The organism is Plebeiibacterium sediminum, assembly GCF_026013605.1.
Lineage (GTDB): Bacteria > Bacteroidota > Bacteroidia > Bacteroidales > Marinilabiliaceae > Saccharicrinis > Saccharicrinis sediminus.
Window position 1 is genome coordinate 74,737 of the sequence record NZ_JAPDPJ010000018.1, and the last position, 16,885, is coordinate 91,621.

Annotated in this window: 14 protein-coding genes; 8 read left to right on the forward strand and 6 right to left on the reverse strand. The window is 31.9% G+C overall.

The window, feature by feature from the left end; genetic code table 11:
• Nucleotides 1-17: 17 nt before the first annotated feature.
• Nucleotides 18-3,464 carry an isoleucine--tRNA ligase gene (gene ileS, locus OM075_RS09860; RefSeq protein WP_301190337.1) on the reverse strand — a complete coding sequence of 1,149 codons (3,447 nt, stop codon included), beginning with the start codon at nt 3,462-3,464 and terminating at the stop codon, nt 18-20.
• A gap of 434 nt (nt 3,465-3,898) precedes the next feature.
• On the opposite strand from ileS, the gene OM075_RS09865 reads away from it, so the two are divergent.
• Complete coding sequence (locus OM075_RS09865; RefSeq protein ID WP_301190338.1) at nt 3,899-4,903, forward strand: radical SAM protein; 1,005 nt, start codon at nt 3,899-3,901, stop codon at nt 4,901-4,903.
• A 29-nt stretch (nt 4,904-4,932) separates the two neighbouring features.
• Here OM075_RS09865 and OM075_RS09870 read toward each other — a convergent pair whose 3' ends face one another.
• Nucleotides 4,933-5,646, reverse strand: coding sequence for a glycosyltransferase family 2 protein (locus OM075_RS09870; protein WP_301190339.1), 714 nt, complete (start codon nt 5,644-5,646; stop codon nt 4,933-4,935).
• Between the two features lie 84 nt (nt 5,647-5,730).
• On the opposite strand from OM075_RS09870, the gene OM075_RS09875 reads away from it, so the two are divergent.
• On the forward strand, nt 5,731-7,251 hold the full coding sequence (locus OM075_RS09875) for a glycosyltransferase family 39 protein (RefSeq protein WP_301190340.1): 1,521 nt from the start codon (nt 5,731-5,733) through the stop codon (nt 7,249-7,251).
• 22 nt (nt 7,252-7,273) lie between these two features.
• Here the strand turns inward: OM075_RS09875 and OM075_RS09880 are convergent, their stop codons facing one another.
• From OM075_RS09880 to OM075_RS09890, 3 genes are all read right to left on the reverse strand, one after another.
• A complete protein-coding gene (locus tag OM075_RS09880) occupies nt 7,274-8,323 on the reverse strand; it encodes a 3-deoxy-7-phosphoheptulonate synthase (protein ID WP_301190341.1) in 1,050 nt (349 codons plus the stop codon).
• 148 nt (nt 8,324-8,471) lie between these two features.
• Nucleotides 8,472-9,527: a beta-ketoacyl synthase chain length factor gene (locus tag OM075_RS09885; RefSeq protein ID WP_301190342.1), complete on the reverse strand. Its 1,056-nt coding sequence runs from the start codon at nt 9,525-9,527 to the stop codon at nt 8,472-8,474.
• 30 nt (nt 9,528-9,557) lie between these two features.
• Entirely contained in the window at nt 9,558-10,760 is a 1,203-nt protein-coding gene (locus OM075_RS09890; RefSeq protein ID WP_301190343.1) for a beta-ketoacyl-[acyl-carrier-protein] synthase family protein, read from the reverse strand.
• 291 nt (nt 10,761-11,051) lie between these two features.
• Between OM075_RS09890 and OM075_RS09895 the strand changes: the two genes are divergently transcribed.
• The 6 genes from OM075_RS09895 to OM075_RS09920 all read left to right on the forward strand — a co-directional run bounded on the left by OM075_RS09895 (nt 11,052) and on the right by OM075_RS09920 (nt 16,682).
• On the forward strand, nt 11,052-11,963 hold the full coding sequence (locus tag OM075_RS09895) for a hypothetical protein (RefSeq protein ID WP_301190344.1): 912 nt from the start codon (nt 11,052-11,054) through the stop codon (nt 11,961-11,963).
• A 9-nt stretch (nt 11,964-11,972) separates the two neighbouring features.
• A complete protein-coding gene (locus tag OM075_RS09900; RefSeq protein WP_301190345.1) occupies nt 11,973-13,103 on the forward strand; it encodes a StlD/DarB family beta-ketosynthase in 1,131 nt (376 codons plus the stop codon).
• Between the two features lie 43 nt (nt 13,104-13,146).
• The gene (locus OM075_RS09905; protein WP_301190346.1) at nt 13,147-13,548 is read left to right on the forward strand and encodes a DarG family dialkylresorcinol biosynthesis protein; all 402 of its coding nucleotides are present in this window, start codon (nt 13,147-13,149) and stop codon (nt 13,546-13,548) included.
• A gap of 7 nt (nt 13,549-13,555) precedes the next feature.
• Entirely contained in the window at nt 13,556-14,560 is a 1,005-nt protein-coding gene (gene darH, locus OM075_RS09910) for a BtrH-related acyltransferase DarH (protein ID WP_301190347.1), read from the forward strand.
• Nucleotides 14,561-14,569: 9 nt separating this feature from the next.
• Nucleotides 14,570-15,322 (forward strand): ABC transporter ATP-binding protein, encoded by a 753-nt coding sequence (locus tag OM075_RS09915; RefSeq protein ID WP_301190348.1) that lies wholly within the window; start codon nt 14,570-14,572, stop codon nt 15,320-15,322.
• Between the two features lie 88 nt (nt 15,323-15,410).
• Nucleotides 15,411-16,682 (forward strand): ABC transporter permease, encoded by a 1,272-nt coding sequence (locus OM075_RS09920; protein WP_301190349.1) that lies wholly within the window; start codon nt 15,411-15,413, stop codon nt 16,680-16,682.
• Between the two features lie 42 nt (nt 16,683-16,724).
• Here the strand turns inward: OM075_RS09920 and OM075_RS09925 are convergent, their stop codons facing one another.
• Nucleotides 16,725-16,871: a transposase gene (locus OM075_RS09925; protein ID WP_363321575.1), complete on the reverse strand. Its 147-nt coding sequence runs from the start codon at nt 16,869-16,871 to the stop codon at nt 16,725-16,727.
• Between the last annotated feature and the right edge of the window lie 14 nt (nt 16,872-16,885).

Consider the following 16,885-nt stretch of genomic DNA (forward strand, 5'->3'; position numbering starts at 1 on the left):
TAAATTTGAGTTTCATACTATGCTTTTTTACTCACACAGATGTAGGTCTCGACATTAGTATCAATTTCTACGAGTTTACCTTCGGTTTCGTTACATGAATCTACAAGATTTAGCTCCTCGGCCAAGGTTTGAGACGCAATATAATCTTTATAGTTGATTACCGAATCATTTATCGCCTCATTTTTCTGTATTTTCAGAATAATTTTATCTGTTACATCAAAACCTGAATCTTTTCTGAGGTTTTGAATTCGATTTATAAATTCCCTTGCAATACCTTCCTGCTTTAAATCTTCTGTAACATTAATATCTAATGCTACAGTTAATTTTCCTTCACTAGCTACCAACCAACCAGGTATATCTTCAGACATTATTTCTACATCTTCAATTGAAAGTTCAACAGTTTCGTCATTAATGGTTGCATTAATTTTACTATCCTTTTCAATTAAAGCTATATCCTCCTGGGTCATTTGATTAACGAATGCAGCAATTTGCTTCATCATTTTTCCATATTTAGGACCAAGCGCTTTAAAGTTAGGCTTTATCTTTTTAACCAACACACCTTTTGTATCAGTTAAAAACTCCATTTCTTTAACATTCACTTCTGATAAAACCAAGTCTTTAATTTTCTCAACCTGATCATGAAATTCCTTATCTAAAATAGGAATCATTATCTTTTGCAATGGTTGTCTAACTTTTAAGCTCTCCTTACGACGCAATGCAAGAACCATTGAAGAGATATCCTGAGCATACAACATTCTTTGCTCTAAAGCTTTATCAATTTTTGATTCATCAGCTTTAGGGAACATTGTTAAATGCACCGACTCTAACGCGTTATTTCCTGAAACTGTAGTAAGATCTTTATACAATTGATCCATATAAAAAGGAGCAATTGGCGCCGATAATATGGCAACTGTTTCTAAACAAGTATATAGCGTTTGATAAGCAGATATCTTATCCTTTGAATATTCTCCTCCCCAGAAACGTTTTCTGTTTAAACGAACATACCAGTTACTTAGGTTTTCTGTTACAAAATTTTGAATAGCACGACCAGCTTTTGTTGGCTCATATGATTCAAAACTTTCTGTCACTTCTTTAATTAATGTATTCAATAAAGAAATAACCCAACGATCAATCTCTGGTCTTTCCTCAATGGCAACCTGTTCTTCCTGTCCTGTAAAACCATCAACATTGGCATACAAAGCAAAGAATGAATAAGTATTATAAAGTGTTCCAAAAAACTTACGTTTTACTTCATCAATTCCATTTTGATCAAACTTCAGGTTATCCCAAGGTTGCGCATTCGTAATCATATACCAGCGCAATGGATCTGAACCAAACTTCTCAATAGTTTCAAATGGATCAACAGCATTTCCTAAGCGTTTAGACATTTTATTTCCATTCTTATCCAAGACAAGTCCATTAGAAATAATATTCTTAAACGCTACAGAATCGAACAACATGGTTCCCAATGCATGCAAAGTAAAGAACCATCCTCTTGTTTGATCTACTCCTTCTGCAATAAAATCAGCAGGAAAAACCAATTGCGAACCATCTTCTTTTTCTGTTTCAAATGGATAGTGCATTTGAGCATATGGCATTGCACCTGAATCAAACCAAACGTCAATTAAATCAGGTTCTCTAAACATCTTTTCGCCATCCTCACTGATCAATATAATATCATCAACGTATGGACGATGAAGATCTACTTTATCATAATTTTCTTTCGAAAAATCTCCAGCTTTGAAATCTCCAAATGGATTTTTATCCATTACACCAGCTGCTACAGCTTTTTCGATTTCTGTTACTAATTCCTCTACAGAACCAATACATTTTTCAACTTTTCCATCTTCTGTTCTCCAGATAGGAAGTGGAGTTCCCCAATAACGAGAACGAGATAAATTCCAGTCTACCAAATTCTCCAACCATTTACCAAAACGGCCGGTTCCTGTTGATTCAGGCTTCCAGTTGATGGTGTTATTTAATTCCATCATTCGTTCCTTTACTGCGGTAGTTTTAATAAACCACGAATCTAAAGGATAATACAATACTGGTTTGTCTGTTCTCCAACAGTGCGGGTAATTATGTGTATGCTTCTCTACACGAAAAGCTTTATTTTCCAGTTTCAACATTACAGAAATATCCACATCTAAAGTATGATCTTTTTCTGTTAACTTCTCATCATAATCATTTTTTACAAATCTTCCTGCATACTCCATATATGCATCAAGATTTACAAAATTCTTCACAAAATCAGCATCTAAATCCTTAATCAAAAAGTACTTTCCAGTCTTATCGACCATAGGATTTTGCTTTCCATCTTTGTCTATTAAAATCAATGGAGCAATTCCTGCTGCTTTAGCGACTCTATCATCATCAGCACCAAAAGTAGGAGCAATATGTACAATTCCAGTACCATCTTCTGTTGTTACATAATCTCCAACGATTACTTTAAATGCGTCACCATCAGGTTTGATCCACGGAATCAATTGCTCATAACTAACTCCTGCTAAATCTTTACCTGTAAACTCCTCTTCCATTACTTCAAAAGGAACTTTTTTATCGCCTGGTTGGTAGTCATCAAAAGAAACATCTGCATTTTTAGCATTAAAATAGGCAGACACTAGATTTTTGGCTAACACAACTACAACAGGCTTCCCTGTATATGGATTAAAAGTTTTTACTTTTTGATATGTAACTTGTGGCCCTACTGCTAAGGCAGTATTTGAAGGCAAAGTCCAAGGTGTAGTTGTCCAAGCTAAAAAGAACAGTTCCCCTTCAACATCATTATATAAAAACTCAGAAGCTTCATTTTTAACCACTCTAAACTGTGCTGTACAAGTAGTATCCTTAACATCACGATAACATCCTGGCTGATTCAATTCATGCGTACTTAAACCAGTTCCGGCAGCAGGTGAGTATGGCTGTATTGTAAAGCCTTTATATAAAAATCCTTTATTGTATAATTCTTTTAATAAGTACCAAAGTGTTTCAATATACTTATTATCATAGGTAATATATGGATTTTCCATATCCACCCAATAACCCATTTTATGAGTTAAGTCTTTCCACTTACCCGTAAATTTCATCACATCTTTACGACAAGCGGCATTATATTCAGCTACGGAAATCTTTTTCCCGATATCTTCTTTTGTTATTCCTAAAGACTTCTCAACTCCTAATTCTACAGGAAGTCCATGCGTATCCCAACCAGCTTTTCTGTTAACTTCAAAGCCTTGTTGCGTTTTATAACGACAAACAATATCTTTTAATGAGCGTGAAATGACATGGTGAATTCCTGGCATTCCATTAGCAGAAGGTGGTCCTTCATAGAAAACAAATGTTGGATTTCCTTTTCTTGAAGTAACACTTTTTTCAAATGTTTGATTAGCTTCCCACTCTTTTAATACGTCTTTATTTACCTGAGAAAGATCTAAACCTCTATATTCCTTAAACTTAGCACTCATTATATATGTAATTCACCTAGTTTTTAAAAAGTGTACAAATATAACAGTTCAATATATCAATGCCAATAGTAAAATCATATTATTGCTAAATACAGCATTTACCCATATTAAAACAATTATATAACACTAAATACCAATCCATTACAGATCACACCATTTAAGTAACGGTTATAAAATTCAAATAATAACATACTTACTTTTGTTTAACATCAATTCTAATACAGACCCAAGCGCAATATTATAGCATATGAAATACACATTCTTTAACAATGTAGAAATAATAATATTTTTACTTTCGAGTTTTAAAAGAAATACATAATTAAAGATTCTCGTTAATAAAATAATGTTGAAACAAACCATAACAAAGTGCTATCTCACATGAAAAAGACTAAATTGGTGAGTTCCACATGACAATATAAAGCATATTTATTCCTATGAAATTTTACACACTATTAAATATTAGTAGAAAAATAAAAAGTCAACCTTTAAAACTAATTGGTATATACCTGTTAAATATCTTAGGGAAACGACATCTATCTATACGAATTGATCCATCTTTTAATTGCAATTTATTTTGCAGAATGTGCTATTTCAGTTCTCCTTCATACAGAAATGCAAATAAAGGTTTAATTCCAGAATCTGAATTTAAGGATATTGCACGTATATTATTTCCTTACGCATTTCAGGTTTATGTAGGATGCGGTGCAGAACCTACGACCCATAGAGGTTTTATAAAATTAGTAGAACTTGCGCAACATTATAAAGTACCAAATATTGGAATAGTTACTAATGGACAATTACTATCTCATGATCAAATTGAGAAGCTTGTAATATCGGAAGTTGATGAAATTACAATCTCATGCCACGGTGTATACAAAGAGAATTATGAATATTTCATGAAGAACTCCAGCTATCAGAGATTTATTGATTTATTGGATAAAATAAATACAATCAAAAACCAACACCAATTATCTAAGCCTGAGATTAGAATAAACTACACCGTAAATACAAAAAATTTAACTGAATTGACGGATTTCTTTAAAGTTTTCAAAGATTACAACATTTCAACATTACAAATTCGACCGGTCTTAAACATTGGTGGCTCCTACTCTGAAGCTATAACAGATCACCAAATTAGTGAATACAACAATATTATTGATCAAATCAAAAGCGAATGTTCAATCTATGGTGTTAGATTGCTTGCCAACAGAACTGACATTAAGTATGAAAAAAAGAATACGAATAAAAAAGTAGCCGAAGCAGCTTATTGTTATATTGGCCCCAATACAGCAAAAAAGCTGAATTTGGAATGGGGAAATATCAACTTCAAAGATTTTACAAAAAAGATTCAATGGAGAAGAAAAACACTTAAGCTAATATTTAAAGATAAGGAAACGTCAATAAACAAAGCTGCAGGCAATTATGATGTATTTGAGTAATAAAATATGCACTTTAAAAAACACTTGTTTTACCTAATTAAATTATATTTTAAAATACAATATATTGCTTTGACGCCATCCTTCCAATTTATTTTCTTTCCCTCATCATATGTTCTACCATAATAGGAGATTCCAACTTCATATATTCTTATTTTGGGAATTTTAGAAATTTTAGCAGTTATTTTTGGTTCAAAACCGAAACGTTTTTCGTTTAGAGTAATTGATTTTATAATTCGAGAATCAAACAACTTATAACAAGTCTCCATATCCGTCAAATTTAAGTTTGTGAACATATTTGACAAAAAGGTAAGAAACTTATTGCCTATAGTATGCCAAAAAAACAAAATACGATGAGGCTTACTCCCCATAAACCTGGAACCATACACAACATCCGCAAACCCTTTCAATACAGGCTTAAGTAATTCATTGTATTCCATGGGATCATATTCAAGATCCGCATCCTGAACAATAACAAAATCTCCGGTTGATTCATTTATTCCTTTATGTATTGCAGCACCTTTTCCCTGGTTATTATCCTGACAGAAGAAGAACAACTGTTCATTATTTATAGACTCAATATATTCCTGAACAACAAACCTTGTATTATCCGTTGAACAATCATCTATAATTATTATTTCTTTTACAACTCCTTCTATCAGCCTTACATTTCGTACCTTATCTAAAATTTTAATTATTGTTCTTTCCTCGTTATAAGCTGGGATTATTACTGAAAGTTTCTTCACTATATAATTAATATTTGAATTGGAAATTTTAATTGAATTAACGAAAGTTTAATATTATTATTGCACCCAAACCCATTTTTAAATATGAAAGCTAAACAGAACCTTAAAAAAGTACAATATTATTTTCCTGAAATTATCCTTATACTATCCTTTATTGTAATACAAACCTCTCACTTTAACATTGATTTCTGGAACGATGAGATATATACATTAAAACATTTCACATTTTCCTCATTGTCAAAAACCCTAACCGACTATCATGTACCCAATAATCACATTGCCTTTAACCTAATCAACAACATCTACCTTAAAATACTACATATCGATTCATTGTATACACTAATGGATCACCCGTACATTTTAAGAATTATTCCTTTAATTTATTCCTCTATTACAGTACTTTATTCCTATAAAATCACAAAAATATTAACTAACAAAAACACCGCTATTATTGCTACAATAACCTTATTAACACTAATTCCTTATTTCAATTTTTCTTTACAAATAAGAGGATATGGAATAAGCACATTATGTCTTATTTTGTTATTCTATCACAACTTAAGATATCATATAGATGAGAAAAAAATCAACTTAATCCTAAACATATTTTTTTCCTTTACTGCATTCATTACAATTCCATCAAATATTTATTATTTGATTGGAATAAACTTATCATTGGTTATTAATTTCTTTCTAAAAAAATACACTTTGCTTAAGTCTCTTAAAAGCATTAACATTAGAGTATTTTTTTCATCTCCTGAATTTAACTTAATTATTGCAACATCACTTGGGATAGTATTGGGATTATTATTTTATTTACCAATATTAAAGGATGTATTTATGAATGAATATGTCATTCCAGGAAAACCTTTTAGTTTATTCCATTTATGGTACTACATTAAAAACTTAGCTCAAGGTTACATTTCTGGCAAATGGATATTAATTCCACTAACACTTCTATCTATAATTATAACATGGAAAAATCTATTAAGTAAAAAAAACACCATACTCTCCATTACTACAATTTTATTTACACCAATATTAATCACATTTGTTCGAGGAGACGATGCTCCACTTAGAGTATTTGTTGTAAGTATGCCTTTTTACTCAATATTTCTAGCTATCATAATTTACTCTTTTATAGAAAAATATTCTTACAAAAAATTATATTCAATTTTAAGTATTTATGCAATCATTGGATATTCATTACTTACATTCAACTTTGAATATAATAGAATTAAAATAAATACTGCTGACAATATTTCAAAGGGTAAAAGATCTCAAAATTTATATGAACAATACTATTCCTTTCACTACACTCCACTAAAAGATTCTAAATTATTATCTGAGTTATACCCAAATTATTCTAATGCTCCAATTATACGCATAGGTTGTGAACCACATGGAATATCTATTTACCTTGAAAAATTTAACATTCCAATGTACAATGAAAACAAATATGACTCTTTAATAAGCCATCACGACAGCTTAATAGTAATCACTAACAATTTAAATCTATTTACAGATTCAACAAAGCTTAATTCCGTAAAACTTAACAAAACAGCAAGTTATCACAATTTATTTCTAATCTATAAAATACCTTAGATCATTCTAGTATGCAGATCTTTTAAAATTTTATATTCTTAGCAAAATCTATTAATATCTCTTCTGTTTCACCCCATCCAATACACTCATCTGTAACTGATACACCGTATTTTAGAGCTGATAAATCTGCAGGGATTTTTTGTTTACCAAAATTCAGATTACTTTCAATCATCACTCCCATGATTGATGTATTTCCATTCTGAATTTGAGATTCAATATCTTTTAATACTTTAGCTTGATTTTCTGCTTTTTTGCAACTATTTGAATGACTACAATCGATCATTATTCGAGCTGGCAATCCTGCTTTTTGTAATCTAGCCTCATATTCTGCAACACTTGCAGCATCATAATTAGGCTTCTTACCACCTCTTAAAATGATATGCGTGTTGGTATTTCCTTTGGTTCTTACAACAGCAACATGACCATCCGGATCAATACTGATAAAATTATGAGGTGATGCGACAGACTCCAGCGCATTTATAGCAATCTCTAAATTACCATCTGTACCGTTTTTAAATCCTACTACAGATGATAAACCACTAGCCATTTTTCTATGACTTTGCGATTCTGTTGTACGAGCTCCTATGGCAGTCCATGAAATTAAATCCTGAATATATTGAGGTGTAACAATATCTAAAGCTTCACCGGCAACTGGCATTCCAATTTCTGCGATATAAGATAACAGCTCTCTGGCTTGTTTCAACCCTTCTTCTAATTCAAAACTATTATCTAATAAAGGATCATTTATTAGTCCTTGCCAGCCAACTGTGGTTCGCGGTTTTTCAAAATAAACACGCATAACTAAATAAAGAGAATCTTTAACTTGTTCTGAAAGCTTCTTTAATCGTTGAGCATATTCTTTTGCAGCTTTTATATCATGAATAGAACACGGACCTACAACTACAAGAATTCGTTTGTATTCTCCACTTACGATTTTCTTAATAGTAGCCTGCCCTTCCTCTATTGTTTTTATGATATTTTCATTTAAAGGGTAAAGATCCTTTAATTCGTTGGGAGTTAAAATTGCTTGCTCTTCGTCAATATTGATATTTTCAATTCTCTTATCAGTCATTTTATTATACGTGCTTGTTTTGCCAATTTTTAATAGTTTGGCGAAAATAACTGATATTTCTCATATTTTCTAGCTTTTAATGATTTTTTAAGAAATCTACACCAGAGTTTTATGATAAATTATTCCTCATTGACAATAAGAATGCTTTTTAAACTGCTCTCAATAGTACCAGTCCAAAATTTCGATTCAGATTTTGCCTTGCAATTAAAATTATTTTTGGTTTACATTCAACTTTTCGGAGATAAACATAATCTGGTACAGTTACTTTATTTACCATTTGAGATGCAACCCAAACAGCAAATCCGCCATCACTATCGTAGCTTCCACATATATGCTTATAATGACAAATATTTGCATGTTTGAAATCTTCACCCATCAGATCCTGATATACTTTTACATTCCTAATATCTCCATCTATCGCCAACATCAACGTATCTACATCAACCAAATCAATATTTTGATTCTTTACAAACCGTTTTATCCTATCTGATAATGATTCACTTGATTTTAAAGAATAAAAAACTTCAGTTCCAATCAATTCCAGCTCTGCATCTTCTTTATCATTTGTTACAGTCATAAAGGTGGCCCCTTCACCAGGTATTGTTCCTTCTGTTATACTTGATGCAAAATCCAGATTCGTCTCTTCTGATGATTTCCATCTGCTTAAAGTATCCTTTAAATAATAATTCTCTTCTGATATTTCATCCACCGCCCCTATCAAAATATTATTCAACTTACCATCTTTAATTTTTAGAGATGCATCGAGTAAAGCTGTTTCAAAAGCATTATTATCATGTGTATAAACCATATTATAACCATGGCACTTGTATGCTAATGCTAAATTGGAACCTACAGCATTATGAGTAGATTGTATAAAACTCGTTGGAGTCAAAAGCATTTCATTATTATCAAGCATCTGATTCAAAAATTTCTCAGAATCATCAGCACAACCCAAACTTGTTGCTGTTATAATTGCCTCAGGTTTTTCTATTCCTAAATTTGCCAGCGATTTAAACGCACTTACAGAACTTATTCTGCTAAAGCGATTCATTCGTCTCAAGACCTTAACTGGAATATATTTTTTAAACTCAGGAGTGATACACTTCATCCATTTTGTTGCAGGAGCAAGTTCCTGTGGTAATGTATTGTTTTCAAATGTATCTTGTGCAGAAACTGCTATAATTGATTTTATATAAACACTCATGCTATTACTTGAAATCGTTTTTCTCAAAAATTAGGATTGCGACAGGATTACCGTTGTATCATTACCTCCGAAACCAAAGGAATTGCTCATTACATGGGTAATTTTTGCTTTTTTTAATGTATCATTTGGTTTAACTTCCACTTCTGAAATTGGATTTTTAAAATTTAAGCTCGGATAAATTATCTGCTTATTAATACATAGCACACTAAAAATAGCTTCAATTCCTCCTGCTGCGCCTAAGGTATGACCAATAAATGGCTTCAACGATGAAAAAGGTGGATATTGCTCCCCAAATACTCTTTCAATGGCAATACTCTCTGTTAAATCATTATTAGGAGTACCAGTTCCATGGGCATTAATATAGTTGATATCCTTAGGTAAAAGCTCTGCCATTTCTAATGCATCACTCATGCATAAAAATGGACCATTTCCATTTTCTGAGGTTGCTGTCTGATGAAAGGCATCATTTTTATTTGAATAACCACTTACTACAGCATAGGATTTTTTATTATATTTTTTCACCAACGCTTCACTTTCCAACACCAGAAATCCCGCGCCCTCACCTAAAGTCAATCCTTTTCTATCTTCATCAAAAGGCGTACATGGCTCCTCACTTAAAATCATCAGTGTATTAAAACCATTTAACGTGTATTTACACAAAGAATCTGATCCCCCAACAATTACACGGTCCAACTGATTATTTTTTATAAGTTCGCAGCCTATCATTATTGCATTTGCACTAGATGAACAGGCTGTTGTTATTGTAGTAACAAAATCGTTTATTCCAAACTGCTCTGCAAGGTAGTCCGCTGTATAACTTTTGTTCTGACAAGCAACCCAATATTTTGGTTTATCTGCTTCAACCCTATAATTTGTTTCAGCAACATCCATTCCTCCAACTGTAGTTCCCATAACTAACCCGGTTCTAATATCAGTATCATCACTATAATTGGAGTCCTGCAATGCTTCTTTAACAGCAATGCTTGCTAACAAAGTAGTTCTCGGGAAATAATCCATCAAAGGAATACCCGCTAATTCATGCAATTCACCATTAGTATATGGCACTTCTGCTACATGAAATTTATCTTTATGGACAGTATCCAGATATTGAATTTTTCTTATTCCTGATTTTCCATCAAGAATTGAATCGAGATTTTCCTTAACATTTTTACCCAATGCAGATATTATTCCCATACCCGTAATGTGTACTTTTTCTTGTTTAGGTAAATTCATAGGACTTATTTTCCTTTTATATTGTATAATAAACTCAACTTCGATTAAATCATCTTTTAAACACAAATCTACTTGTGAGTTTCTTTATTATTAGATTAAGCTTATCACAAACATAACAAAAAAAGCTTCTATAATTATTTTATAAAGAACAATATTTGAACATATTGAATATTTGTTAAATTAATATATTAAGGTATTTTTGCACCCAACTTAAACGCCTTTGATTATTACAGCGTTGTTGATTTATTTTTCTTTTAGGTAAATTTCAAAACTGTAGTAGATTCCAATATTATGAAGAAAATTCTTGTTGTGTATTATTCTCAATCCGGACAGTTAAAAAACGTCATTCATTCTGTGGTTGATGAATTAGCACAAAACAGTGAAATAGCTATCGATTATGAAATAATTAAGCCTACAAAGGAATATCCATTTCCTTGGGGCGAATACTTTTTTGACGTATTTCCTGACAGTGTTGAAGAAAGAGGCTGCGAACTGGAGCCCTTCTCATTTAATAAAAACAAAGATTATGATTTAGTTATTATTGGCTGTCAATCATGGTTCTTGTCTCCTTCAGTTCCTGTAACTGCATTTTTAAAACATTCTGAAATAAAATCATTTTTAAAAAATAAAAATGTTTTAACTATTCATGGAGCCAGAAACATGTGTTATTCAGCTCAGGAATCTATTAAAAAGTTTATTGTTGATGCCAATGCAACTCTTGTTGGAAATATTGTACTTGGTGATACCAATCACAATTACATTTCGGCAATTACAATTATTAAATGGTTAGTGTATGGAAATAAAGGCCCATACAAAATACTACCTAATGCTGGTATTAGCGACAAAACAATTTCAGAAGCAAAACGTTTTGCACCAGCTATAAACAGTTTCCTAAATCAGGGTGATAAAAATTTGTTGCAAAAGGAACTTATTAGCCTAAAAGCCGTAGATATAAAATTTTCGGTTTTAATGACGGAGCTTAATGCTAAAAAAATATTCAGAAAATTCAGTAAGTACGTATCTAAACCCAAAACATATAGCAAGGAATGGCATAAACGAATTAACGTTTTTAGAGCCTACCTGCTTTTTGCTTTATTTGGATTATCTCCAATTGCAATGCTTGTTTTTAATTTAATACATCTTTTATTTAGGTTTAGAACAAAAAGGACGATAGCATACTATCAGGGGATTGAACTAAAATAACATTTAACTATGACATTCATTAATAAAATATCTAAATTCTTTCCTAATCAAGCGGTAAGCAATGATGAAATGGAAGACTATCTGGGAAAGATTAAAGGCTTACGATCAAAAGCCAAAAATATTGTATTAAGAAACAATGGTATAAAAAACAGATATTACGCATTAGATAAAGAAGGAAACATTACACATTCAGTTGAAGATATGGCTGTTGAAGCCATAAAAGCTCTTGAAAAACAAGGTGTAAATCTTCAAAAAATTGACTTATTAACAAGCGGTTCCGCTTCTCCTGATATACAAATGCCTTCATTATCGTGTATGGTGCATGGTCAATTAGGTATTGGAGCCGTTGATGCCATGTCTGCAACAGGTTCTTGTAACAGTACAATGTGGGCTTTGAACTACGCACATATGTCTGTTCAAACAGGGAAATCAAAATATGCCGTTTGCGTAGGCTCTGAAAACATGTCAAGTTGGATGATGTCCAAAAATTTTGAAGAAGAATCAACACATCTTCAAGAACTTGGAGAGAATGGTTATGTGGCTTTTGAAAAAGAGTTTTTACGTTGGATGCTTTCCGATGGTGCTGCTGCTGTTTTATTAGAAGACAAACCCAATACTGATGGGATATCTTTAAAACTAGAATGGATAGAAATTAAATCTTTTGCACATCTGTCTGAAACCTGCATGTATGCTGGTGGATTAAAAGATGAAACAGGAAGAGTTCGCCCTTGGAGGAGTCTGGATCAAAAGGAGCTACTTGAAAAATCTGTATTTTCTTTAAAACAGGATTCTAAGCTTCTTGAAAAATATATTACCAAGTTCGGAGGTAAATTCCTTTCTGAAATTTTGGAGAAAAATAATTTCTCTTTAGACGAGATTGACTTTTTCATGCCTCATATTTCATCAATGTTCTTTAAAAAGCATATCAATCAATCATTAATTGATGAAGGATTAGAAATACCGGATGAGAAATGGTTCTTAAATCTTCCTAATGTAGGCAATGTGGCTTCTGCTTCAGGATTTATCATGCTTGAAGAATTATTTAACTCCGGGAAATTAGTTAAAGGACAAAAAATCTTAATGATGATTCCTGAAAGTGCTAGATTTTCTTACACTTATGCTTTATTAACTGTAGTATAAAATGCTTGATAACAATAAGCTCTTATAACTAAAATTATAAGCCATGAAAATAAATGAAGTTCCTCAGGATCATTCTGATAAATTCAAAAAAGACTTTAGTGTTATTGAGTTTGCTGTTGATGATGAAGGTAAATATAAAGCTGTAAAAAGTTCAGGATTTGAACCAAAGAATGTTGCTCTTGAACAAGCCTGGGAGTTTGAGGAAGAGAAAATGGAAAAAGCCAGACAACTTTATCTAAGAAAAAAGAAAAGCTTCATCTATTATCATATGAAGAAAAATATGATGAGTATTAAAATACTATCTGGTTACACTGGTTATAGTTGGTATAGAGTATGGCGGGATTGTAGTTTTAAAGTGGGATCAAAATTAACCGATGTACAATTAGAAACTTACAGATATGCTTTTGGTTACAAAAGTGTTGACGAAGTAAAAAAAATAGATTAGTGCTGTAATGAAGATTGAATTCGATCATAGAATGTCCTCTCACTGTGAAAATGGTGTTACAAGAAATTTATTAAAACATCAGGGTGTTGACATTAGCGAGGCAATGGTTTTTGGGATTGGTGCAGGATTGTTCTTTGCCTATTTACCATTTATAAAATTACACGGCATGCCTGTATTCTCATTCAGGCCAATGCCCGGACATATTTTCAACCACGCCACTAAAAATCTGGGAATAAAAGTTCAATCCCAGAAATTTAGGTCGCCAGTCAAAGCTATGGCAAAGTTAGATGCAAACCTTAACGATGGCATTCCAACAGGAATGGTTGTTGGCGTTTATCACTTGTCGTATTTTCCTCCCCAATATCGATTTCATTTTAATGCTCATAACATTGTTGGTATGGGAAAAGAGAATAATCAGTATTTGATTAGCGATCCCATTATGGAGAATGTTGAAAAACTTTCTTACGAGGAATTAGTTAGAGTCAGATTTGCTAAAGGAACAGGAAGTCCCAAAGGAAAAATGTATAGTATTCAATGCAATAAAGGGTTAACAGATATTAATACTGCAATAATAAAAGGTATTAAAAAGAATGTGACTCAAATGCTTTACTATAAAGGCATCGTAGGTATTGAAGGAATTGAGTTCCTAAGCAAGCGCATCCGAAAATGGCCTAAAAAATATGGAAACAAAAAATCGGAACGTTTTCTTGGTCAAATAGTAAGAATGCAGGAAGAAATAGGAACAGGGGGTGCTGGTTTCCGCTTTTTATATGCTTCATTTTTACAAGAAGCAGCTCAAAAATTTGAGAATACACAACTTGATAAGTTATCTACAGACATGACAACAATTGGTGACATGTGGAGAGCTTTTGCAATTGATGCTTCTAGAATATATAAAAATCGCTCTGGAGAAATCGGATATAATGATGTGGCCAACAGTCTTTATGAGATAGGACAGCGCGAAAAAGTTCTATTTACGCAATTAGGAAAAATAGTTAAATCACTAGACTAAATTTTAGAGATGAGTTCAACAACTATTCTGGAATTTCAATCCGTAACAAAATACTATAAAGGAAAAACAGAACCTGCTGTTGATCATGTTTCTTTCTCTATCAATAGAGGTGATTTTTTTGGATTATTAGGTCCCAATGGAGCAGGTAAAACAACCAGCATTTCAATTATCAGCAGTTTATTAAAACCTTGTTCCGGATCATGTTTAATCTACAATTTAGATTCTCGTACTCACCTAAATAAAATAAAACATTTTATAGGTGTTGTTCCTCAGGACATAGCTTTATACGACAGCCTATCTGCAAATGAAAATCTAATTTATTTTGGAAGTTTATATGGCTTGTCTCTAAAAAAACTTAAATCCACTATTGATGAACTTCTAACGGAGTTGGGGTTAATTCACGTAAAGAACAAAAAAATTTCTACATTTTCAGGCGGTATGAAACGAAGAATCAACCTTATTGCTGGACTTCTTCATGCTCCAAAACTTTTGATTCTGGATGAACCAATGGTTGGAATCGATGTACAATCAAAAAATGTTATTCGAAAATTTCTTCAAAAATTAAATATTGAGGGAACTACAATAATTTATACATCTCATATTATGGAAGATGTTCAAAAGTTATGTAACCAATTAGGAATTATTGACAAAGGAAAGTTAATAACTACAGCAAGCCCAAATGAACTTTTAGATTCTCATAAAGATTGCAATAACCTGGAAGATGTTTTCTTAAAACTAACAGGTGAAAAATTAAGAGACTAAGAGTATTGATTATATCTAATCAACAAATACACTATAAATTACGATTTCTATTTGGTATTCGACATCATTTTTGACAAAGCTTAAACCAATGAAAAAGATATTTTTCTCAATATATAAAGAATCACTTATTCTTATTAGAGACATACAAGGCGTAATGTTATTGTTTTTTATGCCTATGATTTTAGTTGTTGTTGTAGCCTTATTGCAACATAAAACATTTCAAAATCTTTCTGAAACAAGTATTTCAGTTATTATTGTTGATAATGATGGAGGGGAAGTTGGAGAATCATTAAGAGAAGGTATCAAAAATCAGAATATATTTAAAGTAACAGAATTAATTGGTGATAGTATTCACTTTGAAGAAAGTGCTAAAAAACAAGTTGCTGAGGGAGATTTTCAAATTGGTATTATAATACCCAAAGGAGCTACAAAAGCCATTAAAAGAAGGGCCTTACTATTGGTCAAACAACAAGTGCCATCTATAAAGGTAGATACCACAAGCACTAAAAATTCTACAGAAATTAATTTATTGTTTGATCCTGTTACTAAAGAATCATTTAAATTATTGGTAAAAAGTAGCTTTGCAGAATTCTCTGTTAAAAGTGAAATGTCTATTATCTTTAAAACGTATACTAAAGTATTAGATGCCTTAATGAATACTCGTCATGATATTTCCTATCCTGACGAACCTGCATTTGAAATAAAGGAGCAACTAGTATCTGAATACAACGATGGTATACTCCCTAATTCAACGCAACACAACGTTCCGGCATGGACTCTTTTTGGAATGTTTTTAATTTGTATTCCTGTGGCAGGTAATGTAATTAAAGAAAGAACTGATGGTTGCTTAGCTCGTATTAAAACAATTCCTGTAAATTATTTTCAGATCATGAGTGGCAAAGTTGCCGTATATGTTTTAATATGCGTTCTGCAAGCCATTGTAATATTATTGATGGGAATTTATATTTTACCGTTATTAGGTTTACCAAAATTACAATTAGGAAATATCTCATCATTCCTGTTAATTTCAATTACTTCAGCTTTTGCAGCAACTGGTTATGGAATAGTTATTGGAACACTTGCTACAACACAAGTTCAAGCCTCTACTTTTGGATCTGTTTCTTCAGTAATTTTAGCCGCTTTAGGAGGCGTTTGGGTACCTGTTAATATAATGGGTCCGGTAATGCGAGAAATTAGCTCATTCTCACCTCTAAATTGGGGAGTGCAGGGATTCTATGGAATCTTCTTGCGAAACGATGGTATACTCGAAATTTTACCTTATGCAAATCGACTGTTTGCATTCTTTTTAGTCTGTTTATTCATCAGTATTATCTTCCGAAAATATAATGTGAAGTTATGATACAAATGGATCATGTAAAAAAGTTGGGTCTAAATTGTATAATTAATAATCATGCAAAATTTTTGTTAACCTAAATAAGAAGAATTTTACATCTGAAACACCCCTGAGCTGCCTTCTGAATTCTTTAATTTTAGCATTGAAAGATTCTGCTGCTGCATTTGTGCTTCTATTATTAAAATAGTTAATGATATTGTTATAATGAC